The 15325-nt window shown below is 74.9% G+C and carries 14 protein-coding genes; 9 read left to right on the plus strand and 5 right to left on the minus strand.

Features of this window, described 5'->3' with window-relative positions; genetic code table 11:
* Positions 1 to 8 precede the first annotated feature (8 nt).
* The 4 genes from ABT123_RS01165 (at position 9) to ABT123_RS01180 (ending at position 3879) form a co-directional block, all read left to right on the plus strand.
* On the plus strand, positions 9 to 929 hold the full coding sequence (locus ABT123_RS01165; RefSeq protein ID WP_351307862.1) for a zinc-binding dehydrogenase: 921 nt from the start codon (positions 9 to 11) through the stop codon (positions 927 to 929).
* Positions 930 to 934: 5 nt separating this feature from the next.
* On the plus strand, positions 935 to 1927 hold the full coding sequence (locus ABT123_RS01170; RefSeq protein ID WP_351308191.1) for an alpha/beta hydrolase family protein: 993 nt from the start codon (positions 935 to 937) through the stop codon (positions 1925 to 1927).
* A gap of 69 nt (positions 1928 to 1996) precedes the next feature.
* Entirely contained in the window at positions 1997 to 2422 is a 426-nt protein-coding gene (locus tag ABT123_RS36690) for a hypothetical protein (RefSeq protein ID WP_502970812.1), read from the plus strand.
* Positions 2422 to 3879 (plus strand): heavy metal translocating P-type ATPase, encoded by a 1458-nt coding sequence (locus tag ABT123_RS01180; RefSeq protein WP_351307864.1) that lies wholly within the window; start codon positions 2422 to 2424, stop codon positions 3877 to 3879. The genes ABT123_RS36690 and ABT123_RS01180 overlap by 1 nt, the downstream gene beginning before the upstream one ends.
* A 152-nt stretch (positions 3880 to 4031) precedes the next feature.
* On the opposite strand, the gene ABT123_RS01185 is transcribed toward ABT123_RS01180, so the two are convergent.
* The 4 genes from ABT123_RS01185 to ABT123_RS01200 all read right to left on the minus strand — a co-directional run bounded on the left by ABT123_RS01185 (position 4032) and on the right by ABT123_RS01200 (position 9018).
* Positions 4032 to 5444 carry a condensation domain-containing protein gene (locus ABT123_RS01185; RefSeq protein WP_351307867.1) on the minus strand — a complete coding sequence of 471 codons (1413 nt, stop codon included), beginning with the start codon at positions 5442 to 5444 and terminating at the stop codon, positions 4032 to 4034.
* A 29-nt stretch (positions 5445 to 5473) separates the two neighbouring features.
* Entirely contained in the window at positions 5474 to 6874 is a 1401-nt protein-coding gene (locus tag ABT123_RS01190) for a condensation domain-containing protein (protein ID WP_351307870.1), read from the minus strand.
* Positions 6875 to 7020: 146 nt separating this feature from the next.
* Positions 7021 to 8511: a hypothetical protein gene (locus ABT123_RS01195; protein WP_351307873.1), complete on the minus strand. Its 1491-nt coding sequence runs from the start codon at positions 8509 to 8511 to the stop codon at positions 7021 to 7023.
* A 36-nt stretch (positions 8512 to 8547) separates the two neighbouring features.
* A complete protein-coding gene (locus ABT123_RS01200; RefSeq protein ID WP_351307876.1) occupies positions 8548 to 9018 on the minus strand; it encodes a hypothetical protein in 471 nt (156 codons plus the stop codon).
* A 93-nt stretch (positions 9019 to 9111) separates the two neighbouring features.
* Here ABT123_RS01200 and ABT123_RS01205 point away from each other — a divergent pair, with 93 nt between their 5' ends.
* Positions 9112 to 9387 (plus strand): hypothetical protein, encoded by a 276-nt coding sequence (locus ABT123_RS01205; RefSeq protein ID WP_351307879.1) that lies wholly within the window; start codon positions 9112 to 9114, stop codon positions 9385 to 9387.
* Here ABT123_RS01205 and ABT123_RS01210 read toward each other — a convergent pair.
* A complete protein-coding gene (locus ABT123_RS01210; protein WP_351307882.1) occupies positions 9372 to 9824 on the minus strand; it encodes a hypothetical protein in 453 nt (150 codons plus the stop codon). The two genes, ABT123_RS01205 and ABT123_RS01210, sit on opposite strands and share 16 nt — an antisense overlap.
* Positions 9825 to 10245: 421 nt before the next feature.
* Between ABT123_RS01210 and ABT123_RS01215 the strand changes: the two genes are divergently transcribed.
* The 4 genes from ABT123_RS01215 (at position 10246) to ABT123_RS01230 (ending at position 15325) form a co-directional block, all read left to right on the plus strand.
* Complete coding sequence (locus tag ABT123_RS01215; protein WP_351307885.1) at positions 10246 to 12345, plus strand: MMPL family transporter; 2100 nt, start codon at positions 10246 to 10248, stop codon at positions 12343 to 12345.
* Positions 12346 to 12370: 25 nt separating this feature from the next.
* Positions 12371 to 13780, plus strand: coding sequence for a sensor histidine kinase (locus ABT123_RS01220; RefSeq protein ID WP_502970814.1), 1410 nt, complete (start codon positions 12371 to 12373; stop codon positions 13778 to 13780).
* Positions 13777 to 14484, plus strand: coding sequence for a response regulator transcription factor (locus ABT123_RS01225; protein WP_351307887.1), 708 nt, complete (start codon positions 13777 to 13779; stop codon positions 14482 to 14484). The genes ABT123_RS01220 and ABT123_RS01225 overlap by 4 nt, the downstream gene beginning before the upstream one ends.
* Before the next feature lie 94 nt (positions 14485 to 14578).
* Positions 14579 to 15325, plus strand: a complete 747-nt coding sequence (locus ABT123_RS01230; RefSeq protein WP_351307890.1) for a peptidoglycan-binding domain-containing protein — start codon at positions 14579 to 14581, stop codon at positions 15323 to 15325.

Consider the following 15325-nt stretch of genomic DNA (forward strand, 5'->3'; position numbering starts at 1 on the left):
TGCTCTCCATGCAAAGACTGATTCCCACGGGAGAAGCGGCGCGCCCGGTCGCCTTCGCCGAGGTCTCCCAGCCCGTGCCGGAGCCCGGTGAGGCACTGATCAAAGTCGAGGCGTTCGCCCCGAACCGGGGCGAGACGTTCCTTCTCGAGAACCCCCGGCCCGAGCTGCTGCCCGGCAAGGACATCGCAGGGCTCGTCGTACAGGCGGCAGCCGACGGCTCCGGCCCCGGCATCGGCACCCGCGTGGTCGGGCACCCGGCGCAGGGCGGCTGGGCCGAGTACGCCGCCGTGCCCACGCACTCGCTCGCGGTGCTCCCGGACAGCATCGACAGCGTACGGGCGGCGGCGCTGCCCCTGGCCGGGATCACTGCCCTGCGGCTGCTGCGTACGGCCGGCTCCCTGGCCGGCCGACGGGTGCTGCTGACCGGTGCATCGGGTGGCGTCGGCCACTACGTCACCGAGCTCGCCGTGGGAGCCGGAGCCGAGCTGACCGCAGTGACGGCCACGCCGGTGCGCGGCGAGCGGCTCGCGGAACTGGGCGCGAAGGTGGTGCACGAGGTCGCGGCGGCTGGGGGGCCGTTCGATGTCGTACTGGAGTCCACGGGCGGGCCGGATCTGGCACTCGCCCTGTCGAAGGTGCGCCCGGGCGGCCTGCTCGTCTGGTTCGGCCAGGCGAGCCGCACCCCGGTGTCCCTCGACTTCTTCCAACTCCTCGGCGGGCCCGAGCGCGTCACGATCCAGCACTTCCACTACGCCGGGGCCCCGTACGGCTCCGATCTCTCGGCACTGGTGAGCCTTGTGGAACAGGGCCGGTTGCATCCGGAGATCGGCCGCATCGCCGACTGGGCACAGACCGCCGAAACCCTGGTCGACCTGCGCGAGCGCCGGATACGCGGCAAGGCCGTCCTGCTGACCGGAGGAGCACGATGAGCACGATGAGCCCCGTCGAATTCGCCGCCGCCCAGTGGACCCGTGCCACCGGTGCGGGCGTGGACCCGCACGAGTACCGGCGCGTCACCGATGGCCTGACCTCCGTCGCCGACTGGGGGCCGGCGTTCCGGCGCACCGGACACGGCTACCTCCAGCGCGCGGAGGGCGCGGGATCATCCCGTACTGCGGGTGAGTACCTGCTGATGGCGGCCCGGTGGTTCCACCTGGCCACCCTGGCGCCGTACCCGGAAGCACATCGCGCCGCCGTCGAGGCGGATCACGCCCTGGGCCGAGCTCTCACCGTGCTGGAGCCCGGTGCGCGGCGGGTGAGCGGCGAGGGATTCACCGGCTGGCTGCGCGGCCCCTCCGACGCGCCGGGGACCGTGGTCGTGGTCCCCGGCCTGGACTCGGCCAAGGAGGAGTTCCTCGATCTGGTGTCCGCGCTGCTGGCCAGGGGGCTGGCGGTATTCGCGATGGACGGCCCCGGACAGGGTGTGCTCGCGGCCACCTCGACGTTCGTGCCGGACTACGAGCGGATCGTGGGCCGAGTCATCGACGCCCTCGGGGTCGCGCGCATCGGGCTCGTCGGCCTGAGCCTGGGCGGCTATTTCGCGGCCCGGGCCGCGGCGCTGGAACCGCGCGTGGCGGCCGTCGCCACCGTCAGCGGTCCGTTCCGCCTCGACTGGGCGGAACTACCCCCGCCGGTACGGGGCCTCATGGCCCAGCGCGCCGGAGGAGCCGATGCCGCCCACGCGTTCGTACGCCATGTGGACCTCGCCGCCCTGGCCCCCCACATCGCGGCTCCGCTGCTGGTCGTGGACGGCGGCGAGGACGTCATCCCCGGCGTGACGAACGGCGAGCCCCTGGCCCGCCTGGCGCCGCACGGCAGCTACCTGTCCGTCCCGCACGGCGACCACCTCCTCGGCAACGCGCGGCCGGACTGGCTGCCCCAGCTCAGCGACCACATCACGCGCACCCTGGTGGGAACTCCGGCGTGATCCAGGCAGGTCACCGGGGTCGGGGGCGTGGTCCACGTGGGCGAGGATCTGGCGGAGGAGTGCCGCCACGTGCGCGTCGTGGAGCTCGTAGACCACGCTCCGGCCGGTCCGCCGGCCGGTGACCAGGCCGAGGTGGCGCAGCAGCCGGAGGTGATTGGAGACGGCGGGCTGGCTCAGGGAGAGGTCCGCGGCCAGGTCGCCGACCGGGCAGGGGGAGTGCCGCCCCGCCGGACCGCCCAGGAGGAGCTCCCGGCCGCCTCCCGGCCGCCGAACCCCGGAGCCGATCACGGCCGCGACAGCCACGGCCGCGACAGCCACGAGCGCGCCGAACTCGTCAGCGCCCTCCTTGCCCTCGCCGCCTATCTGGCCGGGCTCGGCCTGCGCCTCTCCGGCACGAGCGGGCCGGGCGAGACCGTCGCCTTCGCCCTCTTCCTCGCCGCCTACGCCTTCGGCGGCTGCTTCACCCTCCGCGAGCCTTCCAGGTGGACTCCCTGATGCTGATCGCGGCGGCCGGCGCCGCCGCCATCGGAAAGTGGGAGGAGGGCGCCGTCCTGCTGGTCCTCTTCAGCCTCGGACACGCCCTGGAGGGGTACGCCCTGGGGCGCGCCCACCGCTCCGTCGAAGCCCTCGGCGAGCTGGCACCCCGTACCGCAGTCCTGCTCCGGGACGGCGAGACCACCGAGGTGCCGGTCGAGACGCTGGCCGTCGGCGACACCGTCCGGGTCCGCCCGCACACCCGGGTCCCCGCCGACGGGTTCCTCCTCGCCGGCACCGGCAGCATCGACCAGTCGGCCCTCACCGGCGAGAGCGTGCCCGCCGACAAACACCCCGTTGCGGACCCGGCCGCCGCCCTCGCGGACCCGGCCGGCACCGAGGCCGGAAGCCGGGTCTTCGCCGGCACCGTGAACGGCCCCGGCTCCCTCGACATCGTCGTCACCCGCCTCGCCGCCGACAACACCCTCGCCCGGGTGGTCCGCATGGTCCGGGAGGCCGGGCAACGCACGTCCCCCACCCAGCGGTTCACCGACCGCTTCCAGAAGATCTTCGTACCGGCCGTCCTCGCCCTGGTCGGCGTCCTCCTCGCCGCCGGGGCGCTCTCCGGCGAGCCCTTCACCGACACCTTCTACCGGGCGATGGCCGTCCTGGTCGCCGCCAGCCCCTGCGCCCTGGCCATCGCCACGCCCGCCGCGGTGCTCAGCGCCGTCGGCCGGGCCGCCCGAGGCGGCGTACTCGTCAAGGGCGGCGCCCCGCTGGAGGAGTTCGGCCGGCTCCACACCATCGCCTTCGACAAGACCGGCACCCTCACCGAGGGCCGCCCGCGGCTGACCGACATCGTGCCAGCCGAGGGCAGCACCCGCGCGGAACTGCTGCGCGCCGCCGTCGCCGTGCAGCGGCTCAGCGACCACCCGCTGGCCCGGGCCGTGGTCCGGGACGCCGCCGGACAGCAGCTCACCGAAACGGCCACGGCCACGGACGTGCGGGCGGTGGTCGGGCGCGGGGTGACCGGCGAACTCGACGGCCGGACCGTCCACATCGGCAGCCTGGCCTACGCCGACACGCTCGCCGGCGCGCCCGTCCCGCCCGCGCTCCGCGACCGCACCCAGGCCCTCGCCCGAGACGGCCGCACCACCATGCTGGTCCGGCACGGTGACCGCTGGCTCGGGGTGCTCGGCCTGATGGACGCACCCCGTCCGGAAGCCGCGGACACCATGGCCCGGCTGCGCCGGCTCGGCGTGACCCGGATCGTGATGCTGTCCGGCGACGACCCGCGGGTGGCGGACGCGGTCGGCCGGCAGGTCGGCGTGGACGAGGCCCGCGGCGGCCTGATGCCCGAGGACAAGGCCGCCGCGCTGGCCCGGCTCCGTACGGCCGACGGCCGCACCGCCATGGTCGGCGACGGGGTCAACGACGCCCCGGCCATGGCCGGGTCATCCGGCAGAACCTGTGGCTGAGTCTGGGCATCGTCGCGGTCCTGGTCCCGGCGACCGTGCTCGGCCTGGGCATCGGCCCGGCCGTCCTGGTCCACGAGGGCTCCACCGTGATCGTGGTGGCCAACGCCCTGCGCCTGCTGCGCTACCGGGACCGGGACCGGGCCGCGGACTGATCAGACCGTCCCGTGACGGGCCATGTCCTCCATCGTCCGGGTCAGGGTCCCGACGAGGGCCGCCTTGGTGCGCCGCGCCTGCGGGGTGTCCACGTGGACGGAGTTCAGGTGGATCCCCTCGTGGCTGCGGTGCAGCCACAGGTACATGCCGTTCGTCGAGGGGATCGAGGTGTACGCGCGGGCCTGCCAGTCGGCGTGCTGCGCCGCGCCGGGAACCTCCCTGGAGTCCATGTACGAGAAGAAGTTGACCGCGTGGGGCCAGGGGCGTGCAGACAGCTCCGGGGTGAGCAGCCGCAGCACGACGACGAAGGGGACCCGGCCGCCTCTGACCATCCGTGTCGAGGCGTCCCGGGCGGCGGCCACGGTCTGCGCGAAATCCGGCCCTTCCGCCACCGGGAACTCGACCGGGAGCAGGTTGATGAACCATCCCGTGCTGTGTGCGTGGTGGTGGCGACCGCGGGTGCCCACCGGCACCAGAGCGCGGTGGACATCGGGGCCGCCTTCCTTCCTGAGGCTGACGCCGACGGCGGCGAGGGCACCGGTGGACACGCCCGCGCCGACCGCCCGGCAGCGGGCCTCCAGGGCCGCTGCGTCGGAGCGGTCCAGCAGGGTGTCGGTCGTATTGACCGCGGGGCAGCCGGCGCCGGGCTCGATTCCGAGGTCCAGCGGGAACCTCGGGAACGGGCCGCCGTTGCGGGCGATGAACCCCCTCCAGTGGTCCAGCCTGCCGTCGTCCGGCCCGATCACAGCTGCCCGGCGCCGCTCCTCGCGGCTGTGGTCGAGGAAGCCGCCCGCCGCGGGGAGGTCCGGTTCCCGGCCGGAGGAGAGGGCGGTGTAGGCGGTGGCGATGTCGTTGAGGACGATCGTCATCGACATGCCGTCGGTCACCAGGTGGTCGCAGGCGAAGTGGACCGTGGTGGACTCGGCGCGGATCATCGCGCCCATGACGAACCAGGGCCCGCGACGGGTGTCGGTGGTCCCCAGGAACCGCTCCACATAGGCGCGGGCCTCGGCGGCGGAGGCCATGGGCCCCCGGTCGACCGGTTCCAGTTTGACGTCCTGTGGTGCGGAGACCTCGACGGTGAGGCCGCCGGGCGAAGCGCTGAACACGCAGCGCAGTACCTCGTGGCGCCGTACGCAGTGGAGCAGTGCGGCTTCGAGTGCCGGGCGGTCGAGCCTGCCGCGGATCTCGAAGGTTCCGGCGAAGCTGTCGGTGCGGGGGCGCAGGCCGTCCCGCACCTGGTCCTCGGCCGCACCGTCGGACGGTGTGGACGCGCCGAAGTGGTACTCCTGGTTGTAGGACGGCAGGTGGCGGTACGGCTCCGGGCCGGCGGACCCGGTTGCCGTGTGCACCCGCCATTCCACGGCGTGCCCGGGGGCGATGACCAGCTCGGAGCTGGGCTGTTGAAGCACCGGTCGGTGCCCCTTTCGATGGGGGTCCGTCAGAACCGGCCGGAGCGGGCGATGTTGTCGAGGGTGTGCGTGAGGGTCCCGATGAGGGCCGCCTTGGTACGGCGGGCCTGGGGGGTGTCCACGAAGACGGAGTTCAGGTGGAGACCGGTGTGGTTGCGGTGGAACCAGAAGAAGATGCCGTTGCTGTGCGTCGTGGAGACGTACTTGTGCGCCTTCCACGCGAGGTGGCTGTGCGCCCCCGGAGTCCTCCTGAAGTCCAGGTAGGAGAAGAAGCTGACGGCGAACGGCCAGATCCGGGGCCCGGTCTGATCGGAGGTCAGCAGGTCGAAGACCCGGACGAACGGGGCATCGGCGTACGGCCGCGTCGCGTCGAGGGCACCTTGGGCGCCCGCCATGATGCCCGCGAAGTCGCTCTCGTCGGCCACCGGGAACTCGACGGGGAGCGTGTTGACGAACCACCCCATGCTGTGTGCGTGGGGTCCCCGGCCGCGCGTGCTGACCGGCACCAGGGCACGGTGGACGTCCGGCCCGCCTTCCCGTTTGAGGCTGACACCGAGGGCGGCCAGGACACCGCCGGACGTCCTGCCGCCCACCGAACGGCAGCGGGCCTCCATCGCGTCGAGACGGCCGGCGGGCAGCAGCGTGTCCGCCTCGTTGACGGCGCGGTACGCCACTCCCGGCTCGATCCCCAGGTCCAGGGGGAAGGACGGGAAGATCTGTCCGTCGTTGCGGGCGACGAACCGCTTCCAGTGGTCCAGCAGTGCGTCCTCGGGGCCCATGGCCGCGCCGCGGCGCCGCTCGGCGGCACCGTGGGCGAGGAAGCTGCCCGTCTCGGGGAGGTCCGGTTCCCGGCCCTGGGCGTACGCCGCGTAGGCCGTGGCGATGTCGTGGATGGCGACGGGGGTCGACACCCCGTCGGTCAGGAGGTGGTCACAGGCGAAGTAGACGCTGGTGGACTCCTCCCGGATCATCGCGCCCATGACGATCCACGGACCCCGCAGGGTGTCGGTGCCCTGGAGGAACTGCTGTACGTACGCGCCGGCTTCGGCCGCGGAACCGATCCGCCCGACGTCGACGCGTTCGAGTTTCACGTCCTGCGGCGGGACGACCTCCAGCGCAGGCCCGTCGGCAGCCTCCCTGAACACACAGCGCAACACCTCGTGCCGCCGCACGAGATGGAGCAGAGCGGCCTCAAGAGCCCCGCGGTCGATGCTCCCGCGGATCTCGAAGGAGCCGCCGATGTACGAGGCGTAGCCGACGTCCGCCGCGCGCAGGGCCTGGGCAACGGAGAAGTGGTCCTTCTGGTTGTACGAGGCGAGGTCACCCGGATCGGAGTCCTCGGAAAGCCCGGCGGTTCCTGCAGCGGACACCGTCCATTCCACGGCGTATCCGGGTGTCATCTCCATGTCCTCGACGGGCAGCTGCAGCACGGGGAGCCTTCCTGATCGGTCGTCACATCGCTCCGCCCCTGGGTTCGCCGCTGGGTTCGCCGCCCCGGGTCATACACCCGTAACGAGCCGGACACCACGCGGTGACGGTGACGGCCGCTCCCGCGTGGCGCGTACCGTCACCGCACCTAGGCCCTGTCCGGGCCGGCCGCAGCAGCCGCCTCGCGGAGCGAGGCCGGCAGCGGGCCGGGCAGCCGGGCCAGCAGCGCCGTGCCGGCCGCCAACGCCGCCTCCGCCTCCGGGTGCAGCCCGGCCGCGGCAGCGGCGTGAGCCACCCGGAAGTGCTCTTCGGCCACCGTCGGCCCGAGGCCCAGCCGGTCCCAGCCGATGCCGGACAGCGCCACCGCCGGCGGCCCGTCCAGGGTGGCGACCGCGCGGCGCAGCGACTTCCAGGCCGCGGTCACCTCCCCGGCGCACCGCTGCGCCGAGGCGGCCGAGGCGAAGGCAGAGCCCCGCGCGAAGGGCTCGTCCAGCAGGCTGGCGTGCAGATACCGGGCGCGGGCCGCCTGCCAGTGGTCCCCGATCTCCTCGAACGCCGAGGCCAGCAGACCGATCAGGTCGCGGTCGGCCGGCCCGGTGGCGTCGAGCAGCCGGATCAGCGCCGCCCGGGCCAGCTCCGTCCGGCCCTGCCGTCCGGCCAGGCGGGCCCAGTCGATCTCCGGCTCGTCCCGCGGGTCCTCCCCGTAGTCCGAGTCGTCCCACGAGGTCGCCCAGGCGCGCAGCTCCTCCGGCTGCTCCGGGAACTCGCTGCCGCCCAGCCCGTAGTACAGATCCGGCTGCTCTGCCGCCAGCGAGCGCAGCAGGGCGTGGTCGGCGGGCTCGCCGTACCGGCCGAGCAGGACCGCGGCGAGCCGGAACTCCGGCGAGTCGCCGCCGAACCGGGCCTCCTGCTCCACCAGGGCCCGCAGCACCGGCCGGTCCCCGGGCCGCCGGTCGTACTGCGCGGCCCGTAGCACTCCGGCCCGCCGGCCCGCATCGGCGAGGATCGCCGGGCCGGCCGTGCCGTCCCGGAGCCGGTCGAGGTCGGCGCGGGCGGGGGCGAGGACGGTCTCCCACAGCGCCGGCCTCGGCAGCTCGTCGACCCGGCGGTACGCCAGCCCCTCCGCCGCGTTCAGCAGCAGGAACTCCGGTTCCGTACGCAGCAGAGCCCGCTGCAGCCGGGCCGCCAGCTCGCGCACCGGCAGCCGGCGCAGCCCGAGCCCGGCCAGCAGCCGGTTCCGGTCCGCGTCCAGGGTGGGCCCGTAGTACTCGGCGATCTCCTCCTCCACCTCGGCGATGTAGGCGGCGAGTTCGGCATCGTCCAGGGACAGGTCGAGATCCGCGTACGCCCCCCAGGAGGCGAGCCCGACGATGGTCTCCAGCGTCTCGGAGACGCTCTCGCCGAGTAGCCCGGATTCGCCCTCCGACCCCCCGTACAGCACCTCACCGCCCGCGCACAGGTAGAAGGTTCCGCCCGTGTCGTCGCCCGCGGCTATCCGCAGCGGGGCATCGGAGGCCAGCCGGACCTCCTCCACATTGCGCCTGCGGGCCACGTCGAAGTTGAAGGGGTACGCGGCCAGATCCGCCAGCTCGGGGCGGCGGAGCAGCAACTCCAGGGCCGGGTCGTCACGGTGTGTCATGATCGGACGGTAACAGCCGGGTCCGACAGACCTGCTCTAACAGCTCGCCGGCGGTGGTTCGACCTCCAGGAAGCGCCGCCGGCGCGGGCCGCGGTAGAGCAGAGTGTGCCAGCCGAGACGCTCCAGCACCTCGGCGCAGGCGGCCAGTTGGCGCTCCTCCTGTTCGGCGGCCCGGCTGCCGGCCGGGCCGGACCAGGACACCCGGACCAGCCCGGGGCCGTCGCCGGCGGTGACCCGGTACCCGGCGGCCAGACGGTCGCCGGTCACCGGGTCGACGGCCGACGGCGGAAGGCCCGCCGCCTCCAGGGCCACCGCGACCGCGCGCAGCGGCTGTTCCCGCTCCCAGACGGCCGGGCCGTCGGCCCCCATGACCCGGCGGATCTGCAGCAGCCCTTCGAACGCGGTCCGCACCTCCACCGCGCGCCGGCCGGCCGCCCCCGGCGCGGGCGCCGGCTCGTCACCCGTGGCCGCCTCGAAGGGCCCGGGTCCGCTGCCTGCTGCCGTCATCGTCCACCCCAGTGTCCCTCTGAGTACGTGTGCCGGACCGTCTGAGTATCTGCTCCGATGTTCGGCCGGGCGCCCGCCGGTCGAATGGGAACCATGATCTCCGACGCCCGCCGGCACCCGCGCATACAGCACGTCACCCTGGCCGGCCAGGCCCTGGCCACGGCCCTGGTTCCGCTGGTGGTCGGTGTCCTGCTCGCCAAGGCCGTGGCCGGGGACCCGATGACCCCGGTGAACGCGCTGATCGCCGGCGGCGGCCAGCGGGCCCGGATGGTGCCGGCCGAACTGCGCCGGCGGGGCCGGGACACGGTGCGCCGCGTCCGCCCCGCGTCCCGCCTCGGCGGCCGGCGCCCCGGTCAGCGGCCGTACTGACCCACGCAGAGGTCGACCACCGACGGCGGGACCGTCCCATCGGCGGCGGCGCACAGGTCGTCCATGCCGTACGCGGCGCCCGGATCCGGCCGGTCCGGGCGCGGGCGCGGCCGGGCCTGGGACGGCCGGTGCGGGTGCGCCTTGCGGGGCTTGGACGGCTGCGCGGCCCGGCGGGCGGCCGACGGCCGATCCGGTCCGGGCGGCTCGGCGAGGGCCGGCTCCGGCTGCCCGGCCGGCCCGGTCTGTGGCAGCCGGCCCAGTGGGAGGGGCGGCTCCGCCGTGGGGGAGGCCGGTACCGGCACCCCGGCCTGCGCGGGATCGGGCGCGGGGACCGCGCTCCCGGCCGCCGGAGCCGCCGGGGCGACGGAGACGCACCCGGCGCTCGCGAGGAGCGCGGCGAGGGAGAGGGACAGGCGGACGGCCTGGCGCAACTGCATCGGTCCACCATGCCGCACCCGGGGTGCCCGTGCGGCTTTCCGTCACGCATGTGGGTGACGGATCGCCCCGACGAGATCGTGGCCGACCGCGCTCCCTTCGGAAGTCCCCTGCCCCGCCGGAGATCTGCCGAACGCCTGCTGACCGTGGTGCCGGCCCTGGTCGCCGTGCTCCGCACGCCGGTGGCCGGCGCGGCGCTGACCCTGCTGCCGCCGGAACGATCCGGGCCACCCGCCGTACGGCCCGACCGGGCGGCTGGCCGGGCCGGTGGCCGTACTCCGCCGGGAGTACTCCCGGCGGATCACCGGCCGTCCCCCGCCACCCCGCGGAGCAGCCGCGATCTCCCCCCTGGGCCCCACGAACTCCGCCCCGGCGGACGGTTGTCTGGAGACACACCAGACACCTGCCAGGAGGGAGGCCCGCATGAGGGCCGCAGTGAAACAAGGTCGGTCCCGGGCATGGGGGGTGCTCGCGCTCTGGGTGGTCGTCCTCGCCGTCGCCCTGCCGTTCTCCGGCAAGCTCGCCGACGTCACCCAGAACCGGGTCGTCGACTACCTGCCGGACGGCGCCGACTCCACCCAGGTCGCCCGCATCCAGGAGAGCCTGCCCGGCGGCGGCTCCACCGACCTCGTCCTCGTCTACCACCGCGAGGGCGGGCTCACCGCCGCCGACCGCGCCGCAGCCGACGCACAGCTCGACCGGATCGCCCGCGAACACCGCCTCACCACCCGCCCGGAAGCCGTTCCCGCACCGGACGGCAGCACCCTCATGTACCCGGTCTCCACCACCGAGGTGGACCCCGACGGGCCCGCCCGGGTCGAGTTCGTCGAACAGGTGCGGGAGACCGTCCGGGGCGGTGACGGACTGACCGCCGAGGTCGGCGGGCCGGCCGCCGCCGCCACCGACGCCGACAAGGTCTTCGAAAGCCTGGACGGCCCGCTGCTCTGGACCACGGTCACCGTCGTCGCCCTCCTGCTCGTCCTGATCTACCGCAGCCCTCTGCTGTGGATGGTCCCGCTGCTCGCCGCAGGCGCCGCCAACTTCCTGGCCAATGCCACCGTCTACGCCCTCCACCGGGGCTTCGACCTCACCGTCACCGGCCAGAGCACCGCCGTGATGGCCATCCTGGTCTTCGGCGCCGGCACCGACTACGCCCTCCTGCTGGTCGCCCGCTACCGCGAGGAACTCCGCCGCCACGAGCGCCCGTACGAGGCCATGACCGCCGCCCTGCGCGGCTGCGGCCCCGCCGTCCTCGCCTCCTCCGGCACCGTCGCCGCGGGCCTGCTCTGCCTGCTGGTCGCCGACCTCAACAGCAGCCGCGGCATGGGCCCGATCGCCGCCGTGGGCGTGCTGTGCGCCCTGGTCGCCATGATCACCCTGCTGCCCGCCCTGCTGGTCCTGCTCGGCCGGCGCGTGTTCTGGCCGCTTGTCCCCGCGTACGGGAGTGAACCCCGGGCGGGCCGTTCGCTGTTCGCCGCCATGGGCGGCTCGGCGGGCCGCCGCCCCGTCACCGTGCTGCTGACCGGCGCCGCCGTCCTCGGAGCCCTCGCCCTCGGCTCCCTGAACACGCCCGGCCCCCTCAAGCAGGAGGACGGCTTCGTCACCACGCCGGAATCGGTCACCGCGCAGACCACCCTCACCCGCAGCTTCCCCGACCAGAGCAGCCGGCCCCTCGCCGTCGTCGTGCCGGCGAAGGCGGCGGACACCGCCCTGGCCCGGATCCGCGGGACCGCCCGCGTGGTGTCCGCCGAACCCGGGCGCAGTGCCGACGGCTGGACCGAGGTCTCCGTCCTCGCCCAGGACCCGCCCGAGTCCGCCGGCGAACGGACCACCATCGAGGCCCTGCGCACCACCCTGGCCGGACTGGACGGCCACGTCGGCGGATCCAGCGCCCAGCAGCTCGACATGGAGGCCTCCAACGCCGCCGACCTGCGCCGGGTGGTGCCCCTGGTCGTCCTGTCCGTCCTCCTCATCCTGATCCTCCTGCTCCGCAGCCTGGTCGCCCCGCTGCTGCTGGTCGCTGCCGTGATCGCGGTCTGGGCGGCGGCCCTCGGCATCGGCGCCCTGATCTTCGGGCCGGTGTTCGGCTTCGAGGGCACCGATCCCGGACTGCCGCTGCTGACCTTTGTGTTCCTCGTCGCCCTCGGCGTGGACTACGGCATCTTCCTCATGCACCGGATGCGCGAGGAGTCCCTGGCCGGAGCGGAGCCGTCCGCCGCCGCCCTCACCGCGCTCCGCGCCACCGGCGGGGTGATCGCCTCCGCCGGGCTGGTGCTCGCCGCCACCTTCGGCGTGCTCCTGAGCATGCCGATGGTGGCCCTGGCGGAAATGGGCTTCTTCATCGCGGTCGGCGTGCTCCTCGACACCTTCCTGGTCCGCACCTACCTCGTCACCGCGGCCAGTGTGGCGCTGGGCCGGAAGGTCTGGTGGCCCGGACCGCTCAGCCGGCCGGCGCTGCAACCGGCCCCCGAGCGCACCCCGGGCACTCCGGGCGCCACCCCGGACCCCCTCAAGGTGCCCTGAAAATCCCGTGATCGACAATGTGCGGGTGCCTGCGACCACACGAACGGGCGGCTGGGCCGAACGCGTGCTGGCGGCCGTCCACCGCGACCCGATGTCGGCGCCCCACCGGCAGCGCACCGACGCCCTCCTGGCGGGGGGCGCCGGTGCGCTCTCCCTCCTGATCGCCCTCACCCTGAACGGCGGCCGGGAGCCGGACGCCCTGGGCCTGGCACTGCTGGTGGCGGCTGCGGTGCCGCTCGCCTGGCGGCGCCGCGCGCCCCTGCTCACGCTGCTGGCCGTGGCCGCCTTCGAAGGCCCGTACCACGTGCTCGACAACCCGGACCAGGGTCCGGTGGCCCAGTCCGTCATCGCCCTGTGGACCGTCGGGGCCACCGGCTCGATGCTGCGGACCGCGCTCACCGGCCTCGCCGGCGTGGCCGTGGCGCTCGCCCTGATGCTGGCCGGCCACATGGACTCCGGCCGGGAGATCCTCGAGGTCTGCGGCTGGATCCTGGCCGTCCTCTTCCTCGGCCAGGACGTCCGCATCTACCGGCGGTACGTGGCCTCCCTGGTGGAACGCGCCGAGCGGGCCGAACGCACCCGCGAGGAGGAAGCCGCCCGCCGGGTCGCCGAGGAACGGCTGCGGATCGCCCGCGACCTGCACGACCTGCTGGCGCACAGCATCACCCTGATCGGGGTGCAGACCTCGGTGGCCGCGCACGTCCTGCGGGCCGACCCGGACCGGCTGGACCGGGAGGCCGTCGCCCAGGCCCTGGCCGACATCACCGCCACCTGCCGGGAGGCACGGACCGAACTCCGCGGCACCCTGGAGGTGCTGCGCGCCGACAGCGGCAGCCCACCCCCGCCCGCCGGCGCGGACGGCCCGCTGCCCGGCCTCGGTGCCCTGCCCTCCCTGGTACGGGCCGCCGAGACGGCGGGCGCCCGGGTCGCGCTCACCCTCCGCACCCCGCCGGCGGGGCCGGCCCCGGCCGTCGGCGCGGCGGCGTACCGCATCGTGCAGGAGGCCCTGACCAACGCGGTCCGGCACGCCGGACCGGCCGTCGGGATCACGGTGGTGGTGGAGCCGCAGGCCGACGGCCGGGAGCTGCGGGTCAGCGTCACCGACGACGGACACGGGCCCCGGCCGCAGAGCGGTCCGCCGGGCTTCGGCATCATCGGGATGCGCGAACGGGCCCGCAGTACGGGCGGAACACTGACGGCCGGGCCCGGCCCGGCCGGCGGCTTCGCGGTCGAGGCGGCCCTGCCACTCCATGAGAACCGCGCCCCCCACACCCCGGCCCCGGCCGCGGCTACGGTCCCGGCCGCGACCCCGGGTCCCGGTCCGGCCGTGACCCCGGGTCCCGGTCCGGCCCCGGGCCCGGGCCCGGACCCGGGTGCGGACAAGGACAGCGTGCCGACGGCACGGCAGGCGCAGGACGGGGAGACGGTGGCATGACGGGTATCAGGGTGCTCTTGGCGGACGATCAGGCGCTGGTCCGGGCGGCCTTCGCGCTGCTCCTCGACTCGGCCCCCGGCATGGAGGTGGTCGGGCAGGCGGGCACCGGGGCCGAGGCGGTGGAGCTGGCCCGCTCGGCCCGGGCCGACGTGGTGGTGATGGACATCCGGATGCCGGAGATGGACGGCATCGAGGCCACCCGCCGGATCGCCGCGGACGAGGACCTCGCCGGCGTCCGGGTCCTGGTCCTCACCACCTACGACACCGACGAACACGTACTGGAGGCGCTGCGCGCCGGGGCCTCCGGCTTCCTGGTCAAGGACACCGAACCGGCCGACCTGCTGGCAGCGATCCGCACCGTGGCCGCCGGGGACGCACTGCTCTCGCCGGGACCGACGGCCCGCCTGATCGCCCGGGTGCTGCGCACCCCGGGCCCGCCCGAGCCGCCCGCCGGCCATGCCGTCGGCGGCCTCTCGGACCGGGAGCGGCAGGTGCTGGCCCTGGTGGCCCGGGGCCAGAACAACACCGAGATCGCCGAGACCCTCGGCCTGAGCCCGCTCACCGCAAAGACCCACGTCAGCCGGATGATGGGCAAGCTCGACGTCCGCGACCGCGCACAACTGGTCATCGTGGCCTACGAGTCGGGGATCGTGGTGCCCGGCGGGGACCGGGCCCCCGGCCGCCCGGACGGCGGCGCGCGGTGAACCGGGTTTGACCTGGAGTGCGGGGTGCGCGAGAGTGCCGCCGGGGCCGGGGGCGCAGTGCCGCGCGAGCCCCTGCGCCTGCCAGGAGCCCACCGTGTCCCACCCCCGTGACCCGGGCGGTCCCGTCGCCGAAGACGGCCCGCTCGTACGCCCCTATGCACCGGCCGGACCGGGGCACCCCGCTCCGGCGGGATCCTGGCCACCGCCCGTGCCGGAGCCGGCCCCGCTGCGGCCACCGGTCCCGCCGGTGTCCCCGTATGCCGCCGCGCGCGGCTCCCGGCGCCGGGAGCCCGCCCGCCGGCGCTCCCGTACGCCGCTGCTGTTCCTCGGGCTGACCGCCGTCGCGGTGACGGCGGGACTGCTTCTGCTGCTGCCGTCCCAGGAGCCCGGACGGCCGAAGGCGGTGGAGCCGCCGCCGCTGAGCGGCGTCCCCGGCCTGCCGGGCGGGGGTGGCGCGGACGCGGACCCGACAGCCCCGACCTCCGCCGGTACCGGCACGTCCGGCCCGGCCGCCACCCGCCCCGCCACCTCGCCGCCCTCCACACCGCCGACCCCGTCGAAGTCCCCGTCCGCGACCGGCGGGGCCACGGCGCAGCCCACGCCGTCGCCCGGCCGGCCGGACAGGTCCGGGGCCACCCTGCGGACGGGTGCCACCGGCCCCGAGGTGGAGACCCTGCAGCAGGCGCTCTTCGGACAGGGCTTCACCTACGTGTCCGTCACCGGCGTCTACGACGACGACACCAAGCGCGGGGTCAAACAGTTCCAGCGGGACCGCAGCCTGCGCGGTGACCCCGCGGGCGTCTTCGGCCCGGCCACCCGCGCCGCCCTCTACGGCTCATGA

Source organism: Streptomyces sp. NPDC002054 (genome assembly GCF_040296685.1).
In the GTDB taxonomy this organism is placed as follows: domain Bacteria; phylum Actinomycetota; class Actinomycetes; order Streptomycetales; family Streptomycetaceae; genus Streptomyces.

Coding starts and splice junctions, on each gene's coding strand:
- ABT123_RS01170 (WP_351308191.1), top strand. CDS start 935: ATGAGCCCCGTCGAATTCGCCGCCGCCCAGTGGACCCGTGCCACCGGT.
- ABT123_RS01165 (WP_351307862.1), top strand. CDS start 9: ATGCAAAGACTGATTCCCACGGGAGAAGCGGCGCGCCCGGTCGCCTTC.
- ABT123_RS01225 (WP_351307887.1), top strand. CDS start 13,777: ATGACGGGTATCAGGGTGCTCTTGGCGGACGATCAGGCGCTGGTCCGG.
- ABT123_RS01195 (WP_351307873.1), bottom strand. CDS start 8,511: ATGACACACCGTGACGACCCGGCCCTGGAGTTGCTGCTCCGCCGCCCC.
- ABT123_RS01210 (WP_351307882.1), bottom strand. CDS start 9,824: ATGCAGTTGCGCCAGGCCGTCCGCCTGTCCCTCTCCCTCGCCGCGCTC.
- ABT123_RS01200 (WP_351307876.1), bottom strand. CDS start 9,018: ATGACGGCAGCAGGCAGCGGACCCGGGCCCTTCGAGGCGGCCACGGGT.
- ABT123_RS01215 (WP_351307885.1), top strand. CDS start 10,246: ATGAGGGCCGCAGTGAAACAAGGTCGGTCCCGGGCATGGGGGGTGCTC.
- ABT123_RS01180 (WP_351307864.1), top strand. CDS start 2,422: ATGCTGATCGCGGCGGCCGGCGCCGCCGCCATCGGAAAGTGGGAGGAG.
- ABT123_RS01205 (WP_351307879.1), top strand. CDS start 9,112: ATGATCTCCGACGCCCGCCGGCACCCGCGCATACAGCACGTCACCCTG.